Source organism: Kitasatospora sp. NPDC049258 (genome assembly GCF_040678895.1).
Classification (GTDB): Bacteria; Actinomycetota; Actinomycetes; order Streptomycetales; family Streptomycetaceae; genus Kitasatospora.
The window spans coordinates 1-19,136 of the sequence record NZ_JBFAQT010000041.1 but is presented as its reverse complement, the minus strand read 5'-3'; the positions used below and the strand labels follow the sequence as shown (position 1 = coordinate 19,136).

Here is a 19,136-nt window from a genome sequence, read left to right as displayed (position 1 = left end):
GCCAAGGAAGCAAGGAGACGCAATGTCCCGTCCGCTACGCCGCCATCTGATCTCGATCGACGACCTGGGCTTCGAGGAGATGCACCGCATCGTGCAGCGGGGCGCCGACTTCGCCGCCGGCCGCTGCGAGGACGCCCGCCCGCTGCGTGACGCGGTGGTGGGCATCCTGTTCCGCAAGACCTCCACCCGCACCCGCACCGCCTTCTCGGCCGGCACCCTGCGCCTGGGCGGCCGGCTGATCGGCTACGGCCCCGACGACCTCCAGGAGAACACCGGGGAGACGGTCGAGGACACCGCCGCCGTGCTGTCCCGGATGCTCGACGTCCTGGTGGCCAGGACCGCCGGCGACGAGGCCGAGCTGCGGGCCTTCGCGGCCCAGCGGCGGATGGCCGTGGTCAACGCGATGAGCGCGGCCGAGCATCCCACCCAGGCGCTCACCGACCTCACCACGCTGCTCCGCCGGTTCGGGCGGATCGAGGACCTGCGGGTGCTCTACGTCGGCGAGGGCAACAACACCGCCTCGGCGCTGACGCTGGCGCTGTCCCGCTACGCCGGTACGGAGCTGCACCTGCGCACCCCGGGCGGCTACGGGGTCGAGCAGCGCTACCTCGACCGGGCCGCCGAGTACGCGGCGGGCAGCGGCGCGCTGGTGGCGCAGCGGCACGACATGGCCGAGCTGCCCGAGGTCGATGTGGTCTATACCACCCGCTGGCAGACCACCGGCACGGCCAAGGCCGACCCCGACTGGCGGCGCGCCTTCGAGCCGTTCCAGGTGGACAAGACCGTCCTGGACGCCGCCCCCGGTGCGCTGTTCATGCACGACCTGCCCGCGCACCGCGGCGACGAGGTGACCGCCGAGGTACTCGACGGGCCCGCCTCGATCGCCTTCGAGCAGGCCGAGAACAAGTACCACAGCGCCCGTGCGGTGCTGGAGTGGTGCGTCGGCGGCGACCCGGCGGGAGACGGCGATGAGTGAGCCCGTCCTGCTGCCGGACGGCAGCTGGCGCCTGTGGCGACACTTCGCGCTGCGCGGGCCGGGCTTCCCGGTGACCGGGGTGCTGCGCCTGGCGCCGCGGGGCCTGGCCGAGGCGGCCGACCGGTTCGGCGCCGCGGCGGAGCTGGCCGGGGCCGACTGGCAGTCCTTCGAGGCCGCCTTCGCCGACGCCGCCGTCGGCACCGCCCGGGAGCTGCAGACGATCGCCGGCCGGCCCGACTTCCGGGCCGCGGTGGCCTGGCAGAACCGGGCCGTGCTGCGCTCCGGCATCGCGCCCTTCCTCGCCTGGACGCCGAGCGCGACCGGCCGGACCAGCATGCCCCGCCAGCGGGAGGAGCTGGTGGCGCACTACTGGCAGCGGTTCTGCGTGAAGAACGACACCATCGGCTTCTTCGGCCCGGTCGGCTGGGCCACCCTCGACCCGGAGCTGCGCGGGGTCGAGGTGGACCGCGGCACGGGCCTGATCAGCCGCTCCGAGGTGTTCTTCTCCAGCTGGTCGATCGACGAGCTGGCCAGGACCCTGGACCGCGATCCGGGCCTGCGCCCCTGGCTGGCGCCGCGCCGGTTGCCGTACCTGCGGATCGGGGAGGTCGAGGTACGGCTCCCGGGGCGCCCCGCGCAGCCGGTGTCGGCCCTGGAGCGCCAGGTGCTGCTGCGCTGCGACGGGGTGCGCCCGGCCCGGGACATCCAGCGGGAGCTGGCCGACCTGGCCGCGCCGGAGCTCGTCGAGCAGGTGCTGGAGCAGCTGGTCCGGCGGCGCTGGATCACCTGGCGGCTGGAGATCCCCGCCACGGCCTACCCGGAGCGCCACCTGCGCCGGACCCTGGAGCGGGTCGGCGACCCGGCGGTCCGCGAGCCCGCCCTGGCCGGCCTCGCCGTGCTGGAACGCGGCCGGGACCGGGTGCAGGCCGCCGGGACGGACGCGGAGGCGCTGGTCTCGGCGCTCGCCTCGCTGGAGACCGACTTCGCCGGCCTGACCGATGCCCCGGCGCAGCGCGAGAAGGGAGCCCGGACGGCGCCGAACCGCGCGCTGGTGTACGCGGACTGCCGCCGCTCGGCGACGGCCCGGGTCGGCAGTGCGGTGCTGGAGGCGCTCACCCCGCTGGAGCTGTGCCTGACCGCCTCCCGCTGGATGACCGACCGGTTCGCCGAGGTCGTCGGCGCCCGGATCACCGAGGCGTACCGGCGGCTGCGCGCGCAGTCGCCGACGGTCGACCTGGGCTCGCTCTGGTTCGAGTGCCTGCCCGCCCCGCACAGCCGCTCGATCGCCGACATCGACGTCATCCAGGCGGAGCTGCGCGAGCGCTGGGCGGGCATCATCGCCGCCCCCGAGGGGGCTCGCCGGGTGGAGCGGGCCTCGGCCGACATCACCGAGCAGGTCCGCAAGGCGTTCGGGGAGCCGGGCACCGGTTGGTCGCTGTCCCGTTACGCCAGCCCCGACGTGATGCTCATCGCCGAGGACCTCAAGGCGGTGGAGCGCGGCGAGTTCTCGCTGGTGCTCGGCGAGCTGCACGTCGCGATGAACACGCTGGGCGCCTCGCTCTTCGTCACCCAGCACCCGGACCGCGAGGAGCTGATCGCGGAGACCACCGCGGACTTCCCCGGCCCCCGGCTGATCCCGATGCTGCCCAAGGAGCTGCCGCTGATCCGTTGGTCGGCGCGCAGCCGGCCCTCGCTGGAGCGCCCGCAGGACTACTTCGTCGCGCTGGTCGACCACACGGCCGACCCGCGCCGGCCGGGCACCGTCCGCTGCGCGGACGTGACGGTCGAGGAGCGGGACGGGCGGCTGGTCGCCGAACTGCCCGACGGCGCCGTGTTCGACCTGCTGGACGTCTTCTGCCACGCGATGACCAACCGGGTGATGGACCGCTTCCGGATCCGCCCGGACGCCGACCACTCCCCCCGGGTCACCGTGGACAAGATGGTCCTCTGCCGCGAGACCTGGCGTGTCGCCGCCGGGCAGCTGCCGTTCGCCACCGAGCGCAACGAGGCGCGGCGCTTCGTCCGGGCCCGCCGCTGGCAGGCCGCGACCGAGCTGCCGCGGCACGTGTTCGTGGTCTCGCCCGCCGAACCCCGGCCGTTCTACGTGGACTTCGACAGCCCGGTGTACGTCAACATCCTCGCCAAGGCGATCCGTCGGCTGGCCGCCCGCGATCCGCAGGCCCGGCTGACCGTCTCCGAGATGCTGCCCACCCCGGAGCAGGCCTGGCTCACCGACGACCAGGGCAACCGGTACAGCTCCGAACTGCGCTTCGTCGCCGTCGACCGCTCCAAGCTCCCGGGCGGTGCCGCATGACCGTACCGTCGAGCTACGTCGACGCGATCCTCGCGCACGCCGCCCGCGCCCCCGGGGCGCCCGCCCTGGTCACCCCGGACACCGTCCTGTCGTACGGCGAACTGGCGGACCGGATCGACCGGCTGGCGCGGCTGCTGGCCGCGCGGGCGGTGGGGCCCGAGCAGGTCTGCGCGGTGGCGGTGGAGCGCGGCGTGCACGCCGTGGTGGCGATGGCCGCCGTCTCACGGGCCGGCGGCGCCTTCCTCACCCTGGACGTGGACGCACCCGCGCCGCGGCTGCGGGCGATGGCCGACAGTGCCCGGGTCGGCTTCCTGCTCACCACCTCCGCCCTCGCCGCCAGGCTCGGACCGGCCGTCCCCGGCCCGGTCGTGCTGATCGACGGAGCCCAGGCCTCGGGGCCCGCTCCGCGGGTCCCGCTGCCGGACGTCGCACCGCGCTCGCTGGCGTACGTGTCGCACACCTCCGGCTCGACCGGCACGCCCAACGCGGTGCTGATCGAGCACCACGGGCTCACCCGCTACCTGCGGTTCGTGGCCCGCGACTACGGGCTCGGCCCGCACACCACCGCGCTGCAACTGGCGCCGCTCGGCTACGACGCGTCCGTCCGGGACACCTTCGCCCCACTGGTCGCGGGCGCCCGGCTGGTCCTGGCGGACCGCTCGGTGCTGCTGCGGGCCGAGGGATTCGCCGCCACGGTACGGCAGTTCGGCGTGGACACGGTGCTCAGCGCCACGCCGTCGCTGCTCACCTTCCTGACCCGGCACGAGGCGATCGCCGAGGAGCTGGGCGGCCTGCGGCTGACGGTCTCCAGCGGGGAGTCGCTGCGGCCCTTCCTCGCCGCGGGCGGCCACCGGGTGCTCGGCGGCCGGCTGGTCAACCAGTACGGCCCGACCGAGTGCACCATGACCTCGACCCGGCTGCACCTCCCGGAGGAGCCGGAGACCACCGCCGACCTGATCGGCACGCCCATCGACGAGGTCGCGGTCCGGCTGCTCGACGCCGACCTCGCCCCGGCGTCGGACGGCGAGGCCGGCGAGATCCACATCGCCGGCGCCGGCGTGGCGCGCGGCTACTGCGGGCGCCCCGGGCTGACCGCCGACCGCTTCCGGCCCGACCCGGCGGGCCCGCCCGGCAGCCGGATGTACCGGACCGGCGACCTGGCCCGGCGGCGGCCCGACGGCACCCTGGAGTACCTGGGCCGCGGCGACCGGCAGATCAAGATCCGCGGCTACCGGGTGGACCCGGCCGAGATCGAGGGCGAGCTGCTCGGCCACCCCGCGGTGACCGGCGCCGTGGTCACCGCGGAGACCGACGACCAGGGCCGCACCTATCTGGTCGCCCACGTCGCCGGAGCGCTGGCCGAGGTGGCCGACGCCGCGCTGCGCACCCATCTGGCGCGGACCCTGCCGTTCCACCTGATGCCGCGCCGCTTCACCCGGATCGACCGGGTGCCCACCACCAGCACCGGCAAGGCCGACCGCCGCGCGCTGAGCTCCCCGGCCCTGGACCGGACGCCATGACAGGTCTGCAGACCCGGCTCGAACTGGCGGACGTCCGGGCGGCGGCCGACCGGATCGCCGCCCAGGTGCGCCGCACCCCGCTGCTGGCCCTCGACGCGCTGCCCGGCCTCCTGCTCAAGGCCGAACACCTGCAGCACAGCGGTTCGTTCAAGGTCCGCGGCGCCGCCAACGCGATGGCCGGCGCCGGCGCGGGCGAGATCGTCACCGGCTCCTCGGGCAACCACGGCATCGCGGTCGCCCGCAACGGCCGGGCGCTCGGCGTCCCGGTCACCGTGGTGATGGCGGCGGGGGCCAGCGCGGACAAGGAGCGGGTGATCCGCTCGCTCGGCGCGCAGGTGGTCCGGGTGGACGGCGGTGTGGCGGAACGCGAACGGCAGGCCCTCGCCCACGCGAGGCGGACCGGCGCGCTGCTCGTGCCCTCCTCCGACCACGAGCTGGTGGTCGCGGGCCAGGGCACCGTCGGCCTGGAGATCTTCGAGGAGGCGCCCGAGGTCGACACCGTCTTCGTCCCGACCGGCGGCGGCGGCCTGCTCGCCGGCATCTGCCTTGCCGCCCGGGCGGCCAGGCACCCGGTGCGGATCATCGGCGTCGAGCCGGCCGGGGCCAACCGCTACGCCCGCTCGCTGGCCGCCGGGCGGCCGGTCTCGGTGCCGCCGTCGACCACCGTCGCCGACGGGCTGCGCGGGCAGCGGCCCGGCGCCGTGCCGTTCCCGATCGTGCAGGAACGGGTGGACGCGCTGGTCGACGTCACCGACCAGGCGATCGTACGGGCGATGCGCCTGCTGCACCGGGCGGGCGTCCCCGCCGAGCCCAGCGGCAGCGTCGCCCTGGCCGGGGCGCTCTCCTGGGCGGGCCGCCCGCTGCGCGGCGGCCGCGTCGCCGTCGTGGTGTCGGGGGGCAACACCCCCGGCGCCCTGGCGGCCGGGCCGGGCGGCCGCCCGCCGGAGGGCCCGGCCCGCCCCACCCGCGGCTGACATGCCGTCAATTCTCCCGTCCCGCAAGCATCCACTCACTCGGAGGTATCGGATGACCAGCACGCACAGCCCGCAGGTCGAAGCGGCCGCACTCCCCGAACTGATCGCCTCCTTCTACCGGGAGACGCTGGGCGACGAGGCGCTGGACACCTTCAGCGACTTCTTCGAGGCCGGCGGCGACTCGCTCAGCGCCTTCCAGATCACCGCCCGGCTGCAGCAGGCCGTCGGCGTGGAGATCCCGGTCGCCCTGGTCTTCACCTACCCGTCGCCCGAGGACCTCGCCGAGGTCGTCATCGCCGACGCCGGCCTGAGCTAGAAGGAGGCGGACCATGGCCGGGACAACCGTCCCGCTGGGGGACAAATGGCAGCTGTGGCGGCAGTTCGCCCTGCGCGGGCCGGGCTTCCCGGCCGACGGGGTGCTACGGCTGGCCGCGCCCGGGCTCGCCCGCGCGGCCGACGCCCTGGGGCCGCGGGCCGCGCTGACCGGGCCCGCCTGGAAGGCCTTCGAGGCGACCTTCGCCGAGGCGGCGGTGGACAGCGCCCGGGAGCTGCAACGGATCGCCGCCCGGCCGGACTTCCAGGCCGCGGTGGCCTGGCAGAACCGCGCCGTGGTCGGCCGGGCCGTGGAGCCGTTCGTGCGCTGGGAGCCGAGCGCCGCCGGGCGGACCAGCAGCCATCGGCAGCGCGAGGAACTGGTCGCGCACTACTGGCAGCGGTTCTGCGTCAAGAACGACACCATCGGCTTCTTCGGCCCGGTCGGCTGGGGCGCACTCGACCCGGACCGGCGCGGGGTCACGGTCGAGCCCGGCGCGGGCCTGGTCGCCCGGACCGAGGTGTACTTCTCCAGCTGGTCGATCGACGAGCTGGCGAAGGTCCTGGAGGCCGACCCGCAGCTGCGCGAGTGGGTCGCCCCGCGCCGCATGCCGTACCTGCGGATCGGCGCGGCGGAGGTCCTGCTGCCCGGTCGGCCCGCCCAGCCGGCCGGCGAACCGGAGCTGGCGGCCCTGCGGCTGTGCGACGGCCGGCGCCCGGTCCGGGAGATCCGGCGGGAGCTGGCCGACCGGGCCGCGCCGCAGGAGGTCGAGCACCTCCTGGACCAGCTGGTCCGGCGGCGCTGGATCGTCCGCAAGCTGGAGGTGCCGGCCGGCACCCACCCGGAGCGCCACCTGCGCGACTGGCTGGAGCGGGTCGGCGACGAGACCGCGCGGCTGCGCGGCCTCGGCCTGCTGGAGGTGCTCGAACGCGGCCGGGCCAGGGTCGCCGCGGCGGCGGGCGGGCCGGAGCTGGCCGCGGCGCTGGCCGCCCTGGAGTCCGACTTCCGGGAGCTGACCGCCACGGCGGCGGCCCGTGAGAAGGGCAGCACCACGGCGCCCTGCCGCACCCTGGTCTACTCCGACAGCATCCGGGCCGCCACGGCGACGGTCGGCACCGAGGTCCTGGAGGCGCTGGCGCCGCTGGACCTCCTGATGACCAGCGCCACCTGGCTCACCTCCCGGCTGGCAGCGCGGGTGCTGGAGCTGGCCGAGCAGGTCTTCGATCGGCTGAGCCAGGAGCGACCGGGCCCGGCCGGCGGTGCAGCCGTGGACCTGGCGTCGTTCTGGTTCGCCTGCATGCCGATCCTGCACGGCGACGCGGTCGCCGAGACGGCCGCCCTGCAGCGCGAGTTCTGGCAGCGCTGGTCCGCGATCCTCCGCCTGCCGGAGCACGGCGGCAACGTCGAGGTCACCTCGGCGGACATCGCCGAGGCGGTCCGGGCCGCTTTCGACGGACGGCCCGCCGGCTGGACCGCGGCCCGCTACCTCAGCCCGGACGTGATGCTCGCCGCCGACGGCCGGGAGGCCTTCGAGCGGGGCGAGTTCGCGCTGGTGGTCGGCGAGCTGCACGTGGCCATCAACACGCTCGGCGCCTCGCTCTTCGTCCACCAGCACCCGGACCCGGCCGAGCTGTTCGAGCAGACCGGCCGGGACCACCCGGGGCCGAGGCTGATGCCGCTGCTGCCCAAGGAGCACCGCGCCCGGCTCTCCACCCGGGTCCGGCACGCCCTGGTCCGCCCCGAGGACTACCAGATCGCCCTGCTGGACCACGGCGCCGACCCGTACCGGGAGCGGACCGTGCCGAGCGCCGAGGCGGTGGTGGAGCGGCAGCACGGCCGGCTGGTGGTCCGGCTGCCCGACGGTGCGGTCTTCGGCGTGCTCGACGTCTTCGCGCACGTCCTGACCACCCTGGTGATCGACCTCTGCCGGCTGCTGCCCGAAGCCGACCACACGCCCCGGATCACCGTGGACCGGCTGGTGCTGGCCCGGGAGACCTGGCGGTACGTCGGCGCCGCCCTCGACTGCGCCCAGGACAAGAACGAGGCGCGCCGCTTCGTGCGGGTCCGCCGCTGGCACGCCACCAGCGGGCTGCCCAGGTTCGTCTTCGTCACCACGCCGACCGAACCCCGGCCGTTCTTCGTGGACTTCGAGAGCCCGGCGTACGTCAACCTGTTCGCCAAGGCGGTCCGCCGCCTCGCCCGGCAGGACCAGGAGGGCCGCCTGACGGTCACCGAGATGCTGCCCAGCCCGGAGCAGACCTGGCTCACCGACGACCAGGGCAACCGCTACACCAGCGAACTGCGCTTCGTCGCCCTCGGCGACTGACGCCGGCCGAACGGGCCGCCCCCGGAGAGCTCCGGGGGCGGCCCGTCGCCGTGTCCGCACCGCGCTGCCGGGCAGCCGCGACAGACGGCGACGGACCGCCGGCGCCCAAGGCGCCGACGGTCCGTCAAGGTGCGCTCACCCGCCGGTCGGCAGGTACCACGATGGCTGCGGCCCGAGCCGGTCGGCCGGCGCGGCGGGCGGGGCCTGCGGTGCGCCGGCGCCGATCACGCCGATCACGCCGATCTCGAAGACCTCGCACAACGCCCTGACCGCCCGGGCGAGTTGCGAGCGCGGGCAGAGCACGGCGAGCCGCCGGGACTCGAACGAGGTGGCGGCCAGGCGCACCCCCGCACGGGCCAGCGCCTCGCAGAAGGTCGCCGTCATCGCGGGCGCCGAACGCAGGCCGGCGCCGAGCAGGGCCACCTCGACCACCTGGTCGTCCAGGCGGACCTGGCCGGCCCCCGCCAGCGCCCGGGCCAGCGTCGCGGCCGCGAGCGGCCCGTGGCTCCTCGGCACGGTGAACGCCACCGCCCGCGAGCCCCCGCAGGACGCCACGGCAGCGACCGGGACGCCGAGTCCGGCGGCGAGCCGCAGGATGTGGGCGGCCGCGGGTGGCGGCCCGGCGCCGCCCGCGACCGTGATCAGGACATCGGAGAACGAGGCGGTGACACCTCGCACGATCGGCTGCTCCAAGGGGTCCTCCCCGGTACTGCCGTGGCCGTCAGCCCGTCAGGATGTGCCCGTCGCCCGCCCGGTGGACGCGCGAGCGGCGCAGGTTCTGGGTGGCGAAGGTGCGGTGCAGCCAGCGGTCGCGCCCGTCGTAGCGCGGGGCGAAGCCGGTACGGCCGTGCACGGTGACCCGGTTGTCGACGACCGCGAGGTCGCCGGGCAGCAGGTGATGGGTCAGGGCGTGCGCGGCGAACAGGTGCTGGAGTTCGAGCATGGCCTGTGCCGCCCGCTCGGTGAGCGGCTCGGTGGCGGCGAAGTCGACCAGCAGGTCCGGGTCGTCGGGGGCGCCGCTGAGCACCGGGTGCGGCTGGGACTGCGCCGCGGGCAGTGCGAAGGAGGGCGGCGGCGCGGTGGTGAACTCCGGCCTGAAGAGGGTCTCCCGGTGGGTGGCGTCGAGCAGGTGGTGGACCTGCCGGATGGACGCGGTGCGCAGCCCGGCCACCCGGTCGTGGTCGGCGCGCACGCACAGCAGCAGGACGAAGTCGGGCCGGTGGGGGTGGAAGGCGTTCTCGTTGTGGAAGGTCAGCAGGGCGGAACCCTCGTTGCCCTGGAACTCCTCGCTGCCCGGCACCGGGACCACGTCGTGGACCATCGCGCCGGACTTCTCGGGCCGGAAGGAGATCGGCTGGCCGAGCGCGTGGGTGAGGAGCATCAGGACGGCCGCGGGCATCGTGGCCTCGGCCCGGACGGAGCCGCTGACCATGGGCGTCGGCCCGATCAGCTCCTCGTCGACCGGCAGGCCGCGCAGCAGCAGGGCGCCGGCCGGCCCGGAGTCGCGGCCGAAGGCGGCGAGGGATCTGCGCAGGGCGGCGGGCAGGTCGTGGCAGCGCCGGCCGGCCTGCCGGATCCAGGCGGGGTCGTCGATCCGTCCGTCCGCGAAGGGCAGGAGGTCGGCGGCCAGGCTCTCGACGGCCATGGACACGCTGGGGTCCACGGTCACCACGCTGTCGTGCGAATCCGCTGTGAGAACGGGGGGCATCGGTTCACTTCCTTGGTCGGGATCGGGTCCGTGGTCTGCGGCGGGCCGGAGTGGGCCGGCGGTCCCTCCGGGCCGGCGCCCGCCGCGGTACGTGTGTGCTCGGCCGGCTCGGCCGTCCGCCCGGGGGCGTGCAGGCCCTACGCCTGCTGCGCGCCGGCCAGCAGGCCGGTCAGCAGCTTCGCCAGCCCGCCGACGTGCGGCGCCTTCAGCACACCCAGGTGGTTTCCGCTCACCCGGTGGACGGTCAGCCCCTCGGCCGCCAGCTCGCTCCAGCGCGCGGTGAAGTCCTCGAAGCTGACCCCGACCGCGACCTCGTGCTCGCCCGCCGCCACCTCGTCACCCGCGATCAGGTGCAACCGGCCCTGGTAGGGCGTGTGGCGGTAGGCCAGCCGGGTCTGCAGCAGCTCCCGCCAGACCCGGATCCGGCCGGGCCAGAACTCGTCGCCGGGCTCCGGCAGGGCGACCTCGCCCTCGTCCAGGATCGTGTTGAGCCGGTCGGCGGCCTGCCGCTGGAGTTCGGCCACCCGCTCCTGGTCCGCGCCGGCCCGCGCCGCGGCCGCGAGTTCCGCGAACGCCGCCTCGGCCCGCTCGAAGCGCCGCACGAACTCGTGCATGTTCTCCCGCTCGTAGGTGTCCAGTGCGGGGTCGAGCAGGAGGAAGGTGACGTCCTCGCCGGCCGCGTGCAGGCGGCGCACCATCTCGGTGGTGATCTGGCTGCCGCCGCACCAGCCGAGCAGGTGGTACGGCCCGCTGGGGGCGATCCGCCGCAGCTCGGCCAGGTTCAGCTCGGCGACCTGCTCGACGCTCTCCGGCGCCGGGCACGGGCGGGTCAGGCCCGGCCACTCGAAGGCGGCCACCGGCTGGTCCTGGTCCAGGTGGTCGGCCAGCTCGGCGAACCAGTGCGCGCTGCCGGGGTGCACGCAGAACAGCGGCGGCCGGCTGCCGGTGCGGCGCAGCCAGACGATCGAGTCCGCCGCCTGCGTGCCGGCGGTGTCCCCGGCCTTGGCGTCGGTGACCACGGCGGCCAGCTCGGCCACCGTCCGGTGCCGGTAGAAGTCCTGGAAGGTCAGCTTGTAGCCGTGCTCGGCGCGGAGCTTGGTGATCACCTGCATCACCGTCAGCGAGTGACCGCCCAGCTCGGTGAAACCGTCGTCGATGCCCACCTGCTCGCGGCCCAGCGCCGCGGCCCAGGCCCGGGCCAGGATGTTCTCCACGGCCGTGCGGGGGGCGCGGTAGGGGCGGGCGGAGACCGGCTCGGTGGTCCTCGGCAGCCGCGCCAGGTCGACCTTGCCGCTCGCGGTCATCGGCAGCTCGTCCAGCACCAGGTACCGGGACGGCACCAGGTGGGCCGGCAGCAGCTGGGCCAACCGGTCGCGCAGGGCCACCGGATCGGGTACGCCGTCACCGGCCGGTACCAGGTACGCGGCCAGCTCCTTCTCCCCGCCCGGCGTGGTGACCACGTGCACCGCGACCTCGCGCAGGTCGGCCTCGCGGCGCAGCACGGCCTCCACCTCGCCGGGCTCGATCCGGTAGCCGCGGATCTTGATCTGGTGGTCCACCCGGCCGGCGAACTCCAGCACCCCGTCCTCGCGGTAGCGGGCCAGGTCGCCCGTCCGGTAGAGCCGCTCGCCGGGGCGGGCCGCGTACGGGTCCGGTACGAAGCGCTCGGCGGTCAGCCCCGGGCGTTCGACGTACCCGCGGGCCAGCTGTGCCCCGCCGATGTACAGCTCTCCGACCACCCCGACCGGCACCAGCTCCAGGTCGCGGTCCAGCACCCGCATGGTGGTGTTGGCGAACGGACGGCCGATCGGCAGCACGCCGGCCGGCAGCTCGCCCGGTGCGCCTTCGAGGTGCGAGCAGCCGACGGTGGTCTCGGTCGGGCCGTACTCGTTGTCCACCACGGTGTGCGGCGCGTGCTCGGCCCAGCGCGAGACCATCTCCCGGGTCAGCTCCTCGCCGCCGGCGATCAGGCGCCCGGCCGCGCGGCGCAGGGCCTGCGGGGACAGCGACTGGTTCAGCAGGGCCAGGTGGGAGGGCGTCAGCTTGAGGATCCCGAAACCGCCGCGCTCCAGCTCCGCGACCAGGGCGTCGATGCCCGGGGTGCCGTCGTCCTCGGTGAGGGTGACCGGCTGGCCGGACAGCAGCGCGGGGAAGAGCGAGGTGACCGGGAGGTCGAAGGCCATCGAGGAGTACAGCGGGGCACCGGTGCCGCCGAGCGGCCGGTAGCCGTCCAGGCACCAGCACACGTAGTTGACCAGGTTGCGGTGCTCGATCATCACGCCCTTGGGCGTTCCGGTCGAGCCGGAGGTGTAGATCACGTAGGCCAGCGAGTCGGGTGTGGCCAGCGGGCCGAGATTCGCCCGGTCCTGGCCGGCGATGCCCGCGTCCTGGTCGACCAGGAGCCGCTCGACGGTGCTCTGCGCGAGCAGGCCGGCCAGTTCGGTCTGGGTGACCACCACCCGGGCGCCGGTCTCGGCGAGCAGCCCGGTCAGCCGGGGCGCCGGGTGGCCCGGGTCGAGCGGCAGGTAGCCGGCGCCCGCCTTGAGCACCGCCAGCAGTGCGACCACCAGGTCCGGGCCGCGGCGCAGCAGCACGCCGACCCGGGACTCCTGGCCGACCCCGAGCTCGCCCAGGCGCCGGGCCAGCCGGTTGGCGCGGGCGTTGAGTTCGGCGTAGTCGAGGGTGTCGCCGTCGGCGCAGCGCAGCGCCGTGGCCCGGGGGGTGCGCTCGACCTGCGCCTCGAACAGCTCGTGCAGGCAGGCGTTCGGGTAGGTGGCCTCGGGGCCGGTGGCGAAGTCCGCCAGCCGCGCGTGCTCCTCGGCGTCGAGGACGGCGCCGCGGGCGTCGCCCCGGGGGTCGGCGGCCATCGCCTCCAGGATCCGCCGGTACAGGGCGGCCAGCCGCCGTCCGTTGGCGCGGCTGATCCGTTCGGGCCGGCCGGAGAGGAAGACCACGCCGGGGAAGGTCCACACGTCCAGCGCGAACTCGTTGGGGCTGACGTCGACCACCTTGCCGGAGTCGATCTGCCGGTTGTCCAGGACGTGGAAGTCCAGGTAGGTGAAGGCGACGTCGACCAGCGGGGTGCCCTCGCCCCAGGCCCGCTGCATCTCGGGGAGCGGGAAGCGGCGGTGCGGCCAGGCCTCCACCTCGGCGGCGAAGGCCTGGCCGGCCAGTTCGCTCCAGGTGGTGCCGGTCAGCTCGACGCCGAGCGGCAGGGTGTTGAGGTGCATGCCGCGGACCAGCTCGCCGCCGTCGGTCTCCAGGCGGCCGTTGCAGACCAGCCCGCTGTGGAAGCGGTGGCTGCCGCTGATCGTGGCGACCGCCTTCAGATGGGCGGCGAACAGCACGCTCTTGAGCGGGACGCCGGCGGTGGCGGCCAGCCGGCGCAGGCCCGGCTCCAGGTCCCGGAACGGGACGGTGATCTGGAACGGCCGCTCGGCGGCCTGCGGGTCGGCGGCCCAGGCGGGCGGCAGGGCGACCCGGTCGAAGCCGGCGACCCGCTCCTGCCAGAACGCCCGGTCCTCGGTGGAGGTGAGGGAGCGCCGCTCCAGCGCGACGTGGTCGGCGAACCGGACGGTGTGCCCGGTGGGGCCGGCCGGGGCCTGCCCGGCGCGGATCGCCCGGTAGTCGCGCATCACCTCGTCGATCAGCGAGTGGTGGCTCCAGCCGTCGAGGATCGCGTGGCACTCGATGAAGGAGAAGGTCCAGCGGTCCTCGGCGGTCTGGTGGACGTGGAAGCGCAGCATCGGTGCCCGGCCGATGTCGAAGGGCGTGCGGCGGGTGTCGGCGGTGAACCGCGCCAGCTCGGCCCGCGCCTGCTCCTCGTCGAGTCCGCGCAGGTCGTCGTAGCCGACCTGCGCGGTGGCCTCGGCGTGGACGAGTTGCAGCGGCTCGGAGTACCCGTCGAGGTCGAAGCTGGTGCGCAGGATCTCGTGCCGCCTGGTGAGCTGCGCGGCGGCCTCGCGCAGCGCGGGCAGCGAGAACGGCGCGTCGTCGATGAACGGGAACAGCGTGATGTTGTGGTACGGGCTCTCGTCCCGGTCGGCGAGCATCTGGTAGACCATCGCGGCCTGTACCATGGCGAGCGGGTAGGCGTCCACCAGGCCGGGCGGCAGGGCCGCGCGGTCGGGCGGCGACAGCAGGGCGAACGGTGCCACCCGCTGTTCCTCGACGCTCGCCGGCCGGCCGGGCGTGGCCGCGTCCGCGCACCCGGCCAGTGCTTCGACGCTCTGGTGCAGCAGCAGGTGCTGCACGGTCAGGTCGACACCGCGGCGGCGGAGCGCGCCGACCACCTTGATCGCGCGGATCGAGTCGCCGCCCAGCTGGAAGAAGTTGTCGAGGGCGCCGACCTTCGGCAGGGTGAGGACCTCCGCCCAGGTCTCGGCGACGATCTGCTCGGTCCTGGTCCGGGGCGGGACGTAGTCGCCGGCTCCGAGGGCGAGGTAGGCGTCGGGGTCGGGCAGGGCCCGGCGGTCGATCTTGCCGTTGGCGGTCATCGGGAAGGCGTCCAGCGGGACGAGGATCGCGGGCACCATGTAGCCGGGCAGCGTCCGGCCGAGCCGGGCGCGCAGCTCCGGCACGTCGAGGACGCGCCCGGCCCGCGGCGCGACGTACCCGACCAACCGGGCCTCCCGCTCGCCCGGCCGGCGGTGCGCGATCACCAGGCTGCTCTCCACGTCGGGGTGGTCGCCGAGGGTCGCCTCGATCTCGCCGGGTTCGATCCGGTGACCGCGGATCTTCACCTGGTCGTCGGCCCGGCCGAGGAACTCCGTCTCGCCGTCGGCGTCGTAGCGCGCCAGGTCGCCGGTGCGGTACATCCGGGCGCCCGGCACGGTCGCGAACGGGTCGGGCAGGAACCGCTCGGCGGTCAGGGCCGGGCGGCCCAGGTAGCCGCGCGCGAGGCCGGCGCCGGAGACGAAGAGCTGGCCCGGGACGCCGATCGGCACCGGGTTGAGGCTCTGGTCCAGCAGGTACAGCCGCAGGTCGCCGAGCGGGCGCCCGATCGGGCTGCGCCGGGTGCCAGCGCTCTCGGCGGCCCGGACCGGGCGGTGGGTGACGTGCACGGTGGTCTCGGTGATGCCGTACATGTTGACCAGCACGGGCCGCTGGTCGCCGAACCGGTCGAACCAGGGGCGCAGTTCGGCCACGTCCAGGGCCTCGCCGCCGAAGACCACGGTCCGCAGCGCCAGCGCCTCGGGCCGCAGGTCCGCCAGCGCCACGGCCTCCTGGAGGCCGCGGAAGGCGGAGGGGGTCTGGTTGAGCACGGTGACGCGCTCGGTGACCAGCAGGTCGAGGAAGTCCTGCGGCGAGCGCGAGAGGGCGAACGGGACCACCACGACCCGGCCGCCGGTCAGCAGCGCGCCCCACAGCTCCCAGACCGAGAAGTCGAAGGCGTAGGAGTGGAACAGCGTCCAGACGTCGTCGGGGCCGAAGCCGAAGTCCTCCTGGCAGGAGCCCAGCAGGCGCAGCACGTTGGCGTGGGTGACCGGGACGCCCTTGGGGACGCCGGTGGAGCCGGAGGTGTAGATGACGTAGGCGGTGTTGCCGGAGCTCGCCAGGGGGGCGGGGTCGGTGTCGGGCCGGTCCTGGTCGTCCTCGTCGAGCAGCAGGGTGGTGACGGTCTCCTCGCCCGTGCGGCGGTCGGCGACCACGGCGCTCACCCCGGCGTCGGCGAGGATGAAGGCGAGCCGCTCGGCCGGCTGGCCCGGGTCCAGCGGGAGGTAGCCCGCCCCGGACTTGAGCACGCCGAGCAGCGCCACCACCAGGTCGAGCCCGCGCTCGAAGCGCACCCCGACCAGGGTCTCGGGGCCGGCGCCGAGCGCGCGCAGCCGGTGGGCGAGGCGGTTGGCCCGGGCGTTGAGCTCCCGGTAGGTGAGCGAGACGCCGTCGCAGGTGGCGGCGGCCGCGTCCGGGGTGCGCTCGGCCCAGCGCCGGAAGACCTCGGGGAGGGTGTCCTCGGCGGGGTAGCTGTGGCCCGCTCCGCTCCAGGAGGCGAGGAGTTCGCGTTCGGCCTCGGGCAGCAGTTCGAGCCGGTCGACCGGCTTGCCGGGGTCGGCGACGATGTCCGCCAGCAGCCGCAGGTAGTGCTCGATCGTCCGGTGGATCGTCGCCTCGTCGAACAGCGCGGTGGCGTACTCCAGCTGGCCGGTGATGGCACCGTCGGCCGTGGTGGCGAGCGCGAGACCGAGGTCGAACTTGGCGGTGCGCCAGTCCACCGGCTGCTGCCGGGCGCGCAGCGCACCCGGCTCGGCCGGGGTGTGGGCGGCCAGCTGGAAGACCACCTGGAAGATCGGGCTGCGGGAGGGGTCGCGCTCGGGCGCCAGCTCGTCGACCAGGCGCTCGAACGGGGTCTCCTGATGGGTGAACGCCTCGAGGGCGGTCTCCCGGGCCCTGGCCAGGAGTTCGACGAAGGACGGGTCGCCGGACAGATCGGTGCGCAGCGCGACCGTGTTGGCGAACAGGCCGACCATGCCGTGGGTCTCGGCGCGCTCCCGGCCCGCCACCGGCGTGCCGACCACCACGTCGCTCTGTCCGCAGCTGCGGCCGAGCAGCAGCTGGAAGGCGGCCAGGAACACCATGAACGGGGTCGCGCCCTCGGTGCGCCCCAACTCCACCAGCGGGCCGACCAGTTCGGCCGGGACGGTGAACGTCGCGACGGCGCCGGCGGCGTCCCGGACCGGGCCGCGCGGCCGGTCGGTGGGCAGCGCCAGCGGGGTGAGGTCGGCCAGCGCGGTGCGCCAGTGGGCGAGCTGGGCCGCCAGGCGGTCGCCGGAGAGCCGCTCGCGCTGCCAGCCGGCGAAGTCCGCGTACTGCACGGTGACCGGTTCGAGCGGTGCGGGCCGTCCGGCCGCGAAGGCCTGGTAGAGCCGGTCGAGTTCGCCCAGCAGCACGCCCTCCGACCAGCCGTCGGAGGCGATGTGGTGGAGGGTCAGCAGCAGTGCGTGGGCGCCGTCGCCGAGCCGCACCAGCAGCGCCCGGACCGGGTGCTCGGAGCCGAGGTCGAAGGGGCGCCGGCCGTCCTGGTCCACCAGCTCGGCGAGCCGCCGCTCCGCCTGCTCCGGGTCTGCGTCGCGCAGGTCCACGGTGGTCAGGGCGATCGGCCCCGGCTCGTCGATCAGCAGCACCGGCTCGTCGTCCACGGCCGGGTAGCGGGTGCGCAGCACCTCGTGCCGGGCCACCAGCCCGTCCAGGGCGCGCCGCAGCGCGTCCGGGTCGAGGGGGCCGGGCAGGCGCAGCAGCAGCGGCATCAGGTACTCGGTGCCGCCCGGCCGGAGCTGGTCGAGCACCCACATCCGGTGCTGCGCGAACGACAGCGGGAGAGCGCCGTCCCGGGGCACGGGGGCGATCCCGTCCTGCCGCTTCTTCGTCAAGCCGCGCAGGCGTCGCTGCAGCAGCTCCGTGCGGGAGCTCGGGCTCGTGCTCATCCTTCGCCTTCCTGTGCGTGCGACGGGGTGCCGGCCGGCGGCGGTCCACCGGCCAGGCACAGCCTGCCGACGGGGGACGAGCGGGGGGCAGGGTCAGCGCGGCGAACTTTCGGCCGCGGACTGCGCGCGTGACTGCCGGTCCTTCTCTGGGCCGGCGGCGGGCGGACTCCCAGCATCGAGCCATGACCGACACCGTGCGCGAGGAAGCCCCCCGGACCGTCACGCCGTTGCTGCGCAACCGAGACTTCGTGCTGCTCTGGCAGGCGGCGGCGGTCTCCGGGCTGGGCTCCAACGCCACCAGCGTGGCGTATCCGCTCCTGATCCTCGTGCTGACCGGCTCCCCGGCCGACGCCGGGCTCACCGGCTTCGTCGCCCTGCTGCCGCAGCTGCTGTTCCAGCTCCCCGCCGGGGCACTGGTCGACCGCTGGAACCGCCGGCGGACGATGATCTGCTGCGACGTGCTGCGCGGCCTGGCCGTCGCCGGCGTGGCGGCGGCGCTCCTGCTGGACCGGCTGTCGCTGCCGTACGTGCTCGCGGCCGGCTTCGTCGAGGGCACCCTGACGGTGTGCTTCCGGATCGCCGCCTCGGCGGCCGTCCCCAATGTGGTGCACCCCTCCCAGCTCGCCGCCGCGCTCTCCCGCAACGAGGCGCGGGCACGCGGCGCCGCGATGCTCGGCCAGCCGCTGGGCGGCCTGCTGTTCGGCCTGGGCCGGGCGGTGCCGTTCGTCTTCGACGCCGCCAGCTACCTGTGGTCGCTGGTCAGCCTGCTGCTGATCCGCCAGGAGTTCCAGGCCGAGCGGCGCCCGCGCGGCGGCCCGCTGCACCGCGAACTCACGGCGGGCGTGCGCTGGTTGTGGCGCCAGCCGTTCCTGCGCACCACGACCTTCCTGATCGCCGGGAGCAATCTGCTCTTCCAGGCGCTCTTCCTGACGGTCATCGTGATCGCCCGCGGGCAGCACGGCTCGTCCGCCGCGATCGGCGTGATGTTCGGGGTGGCGGCGGTCGGCGGCGTGCTCGGCTCCCTGGTGGCGCCCGCGGTGGAGCGCCGGCTGTCGATGCGGACGGTGGTGATCGGCGCCAACTGGGCCTGGGCGCTGCTGGTGCCGGTGCTGCTGGTGGTCCGCGACCCGTACCTGATCGGCCTGGTGTACGCGTTGATGTGCTTCGTCGGCCCGGTGTGGAACGTGGTCATCTCCGCCTACCAGCTGGCCGTCACGCCGGACGCCATCCAGGGCCGGGTGCTCGGCGCGGTCGGCCTGGTCGCCTTCGGCGCCGTCCCGCTCGGTTCGCTGATCGGCGGCCAGTTGCTCGCCCGGCTCGGCGCGGACTCCACCGTGTGGTTGCTCGCCGCCTGGATGGTCCTGCTGGCCGCGACCGCCGCGCTCAGCCCTTCGGTGCGCTCCGCCCCGGCCCTCACCGACGCCGCCGCGACCGCCACCGGGCCGGCGCCCGAGCCCGCGCCGGCCGCCTGACGCCTGCGCCTGCGCCTGCGCCTGACGCCGGACGTACGAGGCCTGTTGAGGCCCGACGCACCAGAGCCGCCCCTGCGCGGCGCACGGCACCCGCCGTGCGCCGCGCTTC

The 19,136-nt window shown here is 75.1% G+C and carries 10 protein-coding genes; 7 read left to right on the top strand and 3 right to left on the bottom strand.

The window, feature by feature from the left end; all coding sequences use genetic code 11:
- Positions 1-22: 22 nt before the first annotated feature.
- From AB0K43_RS26155 to AB0K43_RS26130, 6 genes are read left to right on the top strand one after another with little or no spacing between them, the layout of a single operon-like run.
- Positions 23-976, top strand: coding sequence for an ornithine carbamoyltransferase (locus AB0K43_RS26155; protein WP_363643848.1), 954 nt, complete (start codon positions 23-25; stop codon positions 974-976).
- Positions 969-3,290 (top strand): lantibiotic dehydratase, encoded by a 2,322-nt coding sequence (locus tag AB0K43_RS26150; protein ID WP_363643846.1) that lies wholly within the window; start codon positions 969-971, stop codon positions 3,288-3,290. The genes AB0K43_RS26155 and AB0K43_RS26150 overlap by 8 nt, the downstream gene beginning before the upstream one ends.
- Positions 3,287-4,810 carry an amino acid adenylation domain-containing protein gene (locus AB0K43_RS26145; protein WP_363643844.1) on the top strand — a complete coding sequence of 508 codons (1,524 nt, stop codon included), beginning with the start codon at positions 3,287-3,289 and terminating at the stop codon, positions 4,808-4,810. Before AB0K43_RS26150 ends, AB0K43_RS26145 begins: the two co-directional genes overlap by 4 nt.
- A complete protein-coding gene (locus tag AB0K43_RS26140) occupies positions 4,807-5,784 on the top strand; it encodes a threonine/serine dehydratase (protein WP_363643842.1) in 978 nt (325 codons plus the stop codon). Before AB0K43_RS26145 ends, AB0K43_RS26140 begins: the two co-directional genes overlap by 4 nt.
- A 52-nt stretch (positions 5,785-5,836) precedes the next feature.
- Entirely contained in the window at positions 5,837-6,100 is a 264-nt protein-coding gene (locus tag AB0K43_RS26135; RefSeq protein ID WP_363643840.1) for an acyl carrier protein, read from the top strand.
- A 13-nt stretch (positions 6,101-6,113) separates the two neighbouring features.
- Complete coding sequence (locus AB0K43_RS26130; RefSeq protein WP_363643838.1) at positions 6,114-8,423, top strand: lantibiotic dehydratase; 2,310 nt, start codon at positions 6,114-6,116, stop codon at positions 8,421-8,423.
- A gap of 135 nt (positions 8,424-8,558) precedes the next feature.
- Here AB0K43_RS26130 and AB0K43_RS26125 read toward each other — a convergent pair whose 3' ends face one another.
- From AB0K43_RS26125 to AB0K43_RS26115, 3 genes are all read right to left on the bottom strand, one after another.
- A complete protein-coding gene (locus AB0K43_RS26125; RefSeq protein ID WP_363643836.1) occupies positions 8,559-9,116 on the bottom strand; it encodes an ACT domain-containing protein in 558 nt (185 codons plus the stop codon).
- Positions 9,117-9,144: 28 nt separating this feature from the next.
- Positions 9,145-10,131, bottom strand: coding sequence for a TauD/TfdA family dioxygenase (locus AB0K43_RS26120; protein ID WP_363643834.1), 987 nt, complete (start codon positions 10,129-10,131; stop codon positions 9,145-9,147).
- A 137-nt stretch (positions 10,132-10,268) separates the two neighbouring features.
- Positions 10,269-17,555 carry an amino acid adenylation domain-containing protein gene (locus AB0K43_RS26115; protein ID WP_363643832.1) on the bottom strand — a complete coding sequence of 2,429 codons (7,287 nt, stop codon included), beginning with the start codon at positions 17,553-17,555 and terminating at the stop codon, positions 10,269-10,271.
- 182 nt (positions 17,556-17,737) lie between these two features.
- On the opposite strand from AB0K43_RS26115, the gene AB0K43_RS26110 reads away from it, so the two are divergent.
- Positions 17,738-19,027, top strand: a complete 1,290-nt coding sequence (locus AB0K43_RS26110; RefSeq protein ID WP_363643830.1) for an MFS transporter — start codon at positions 17,738-17,740, stop codon at positions 19,025-19,027.
- The last annotated feature ends 109 nt before the right edge of the window (positions 19,028-19,136 follow it).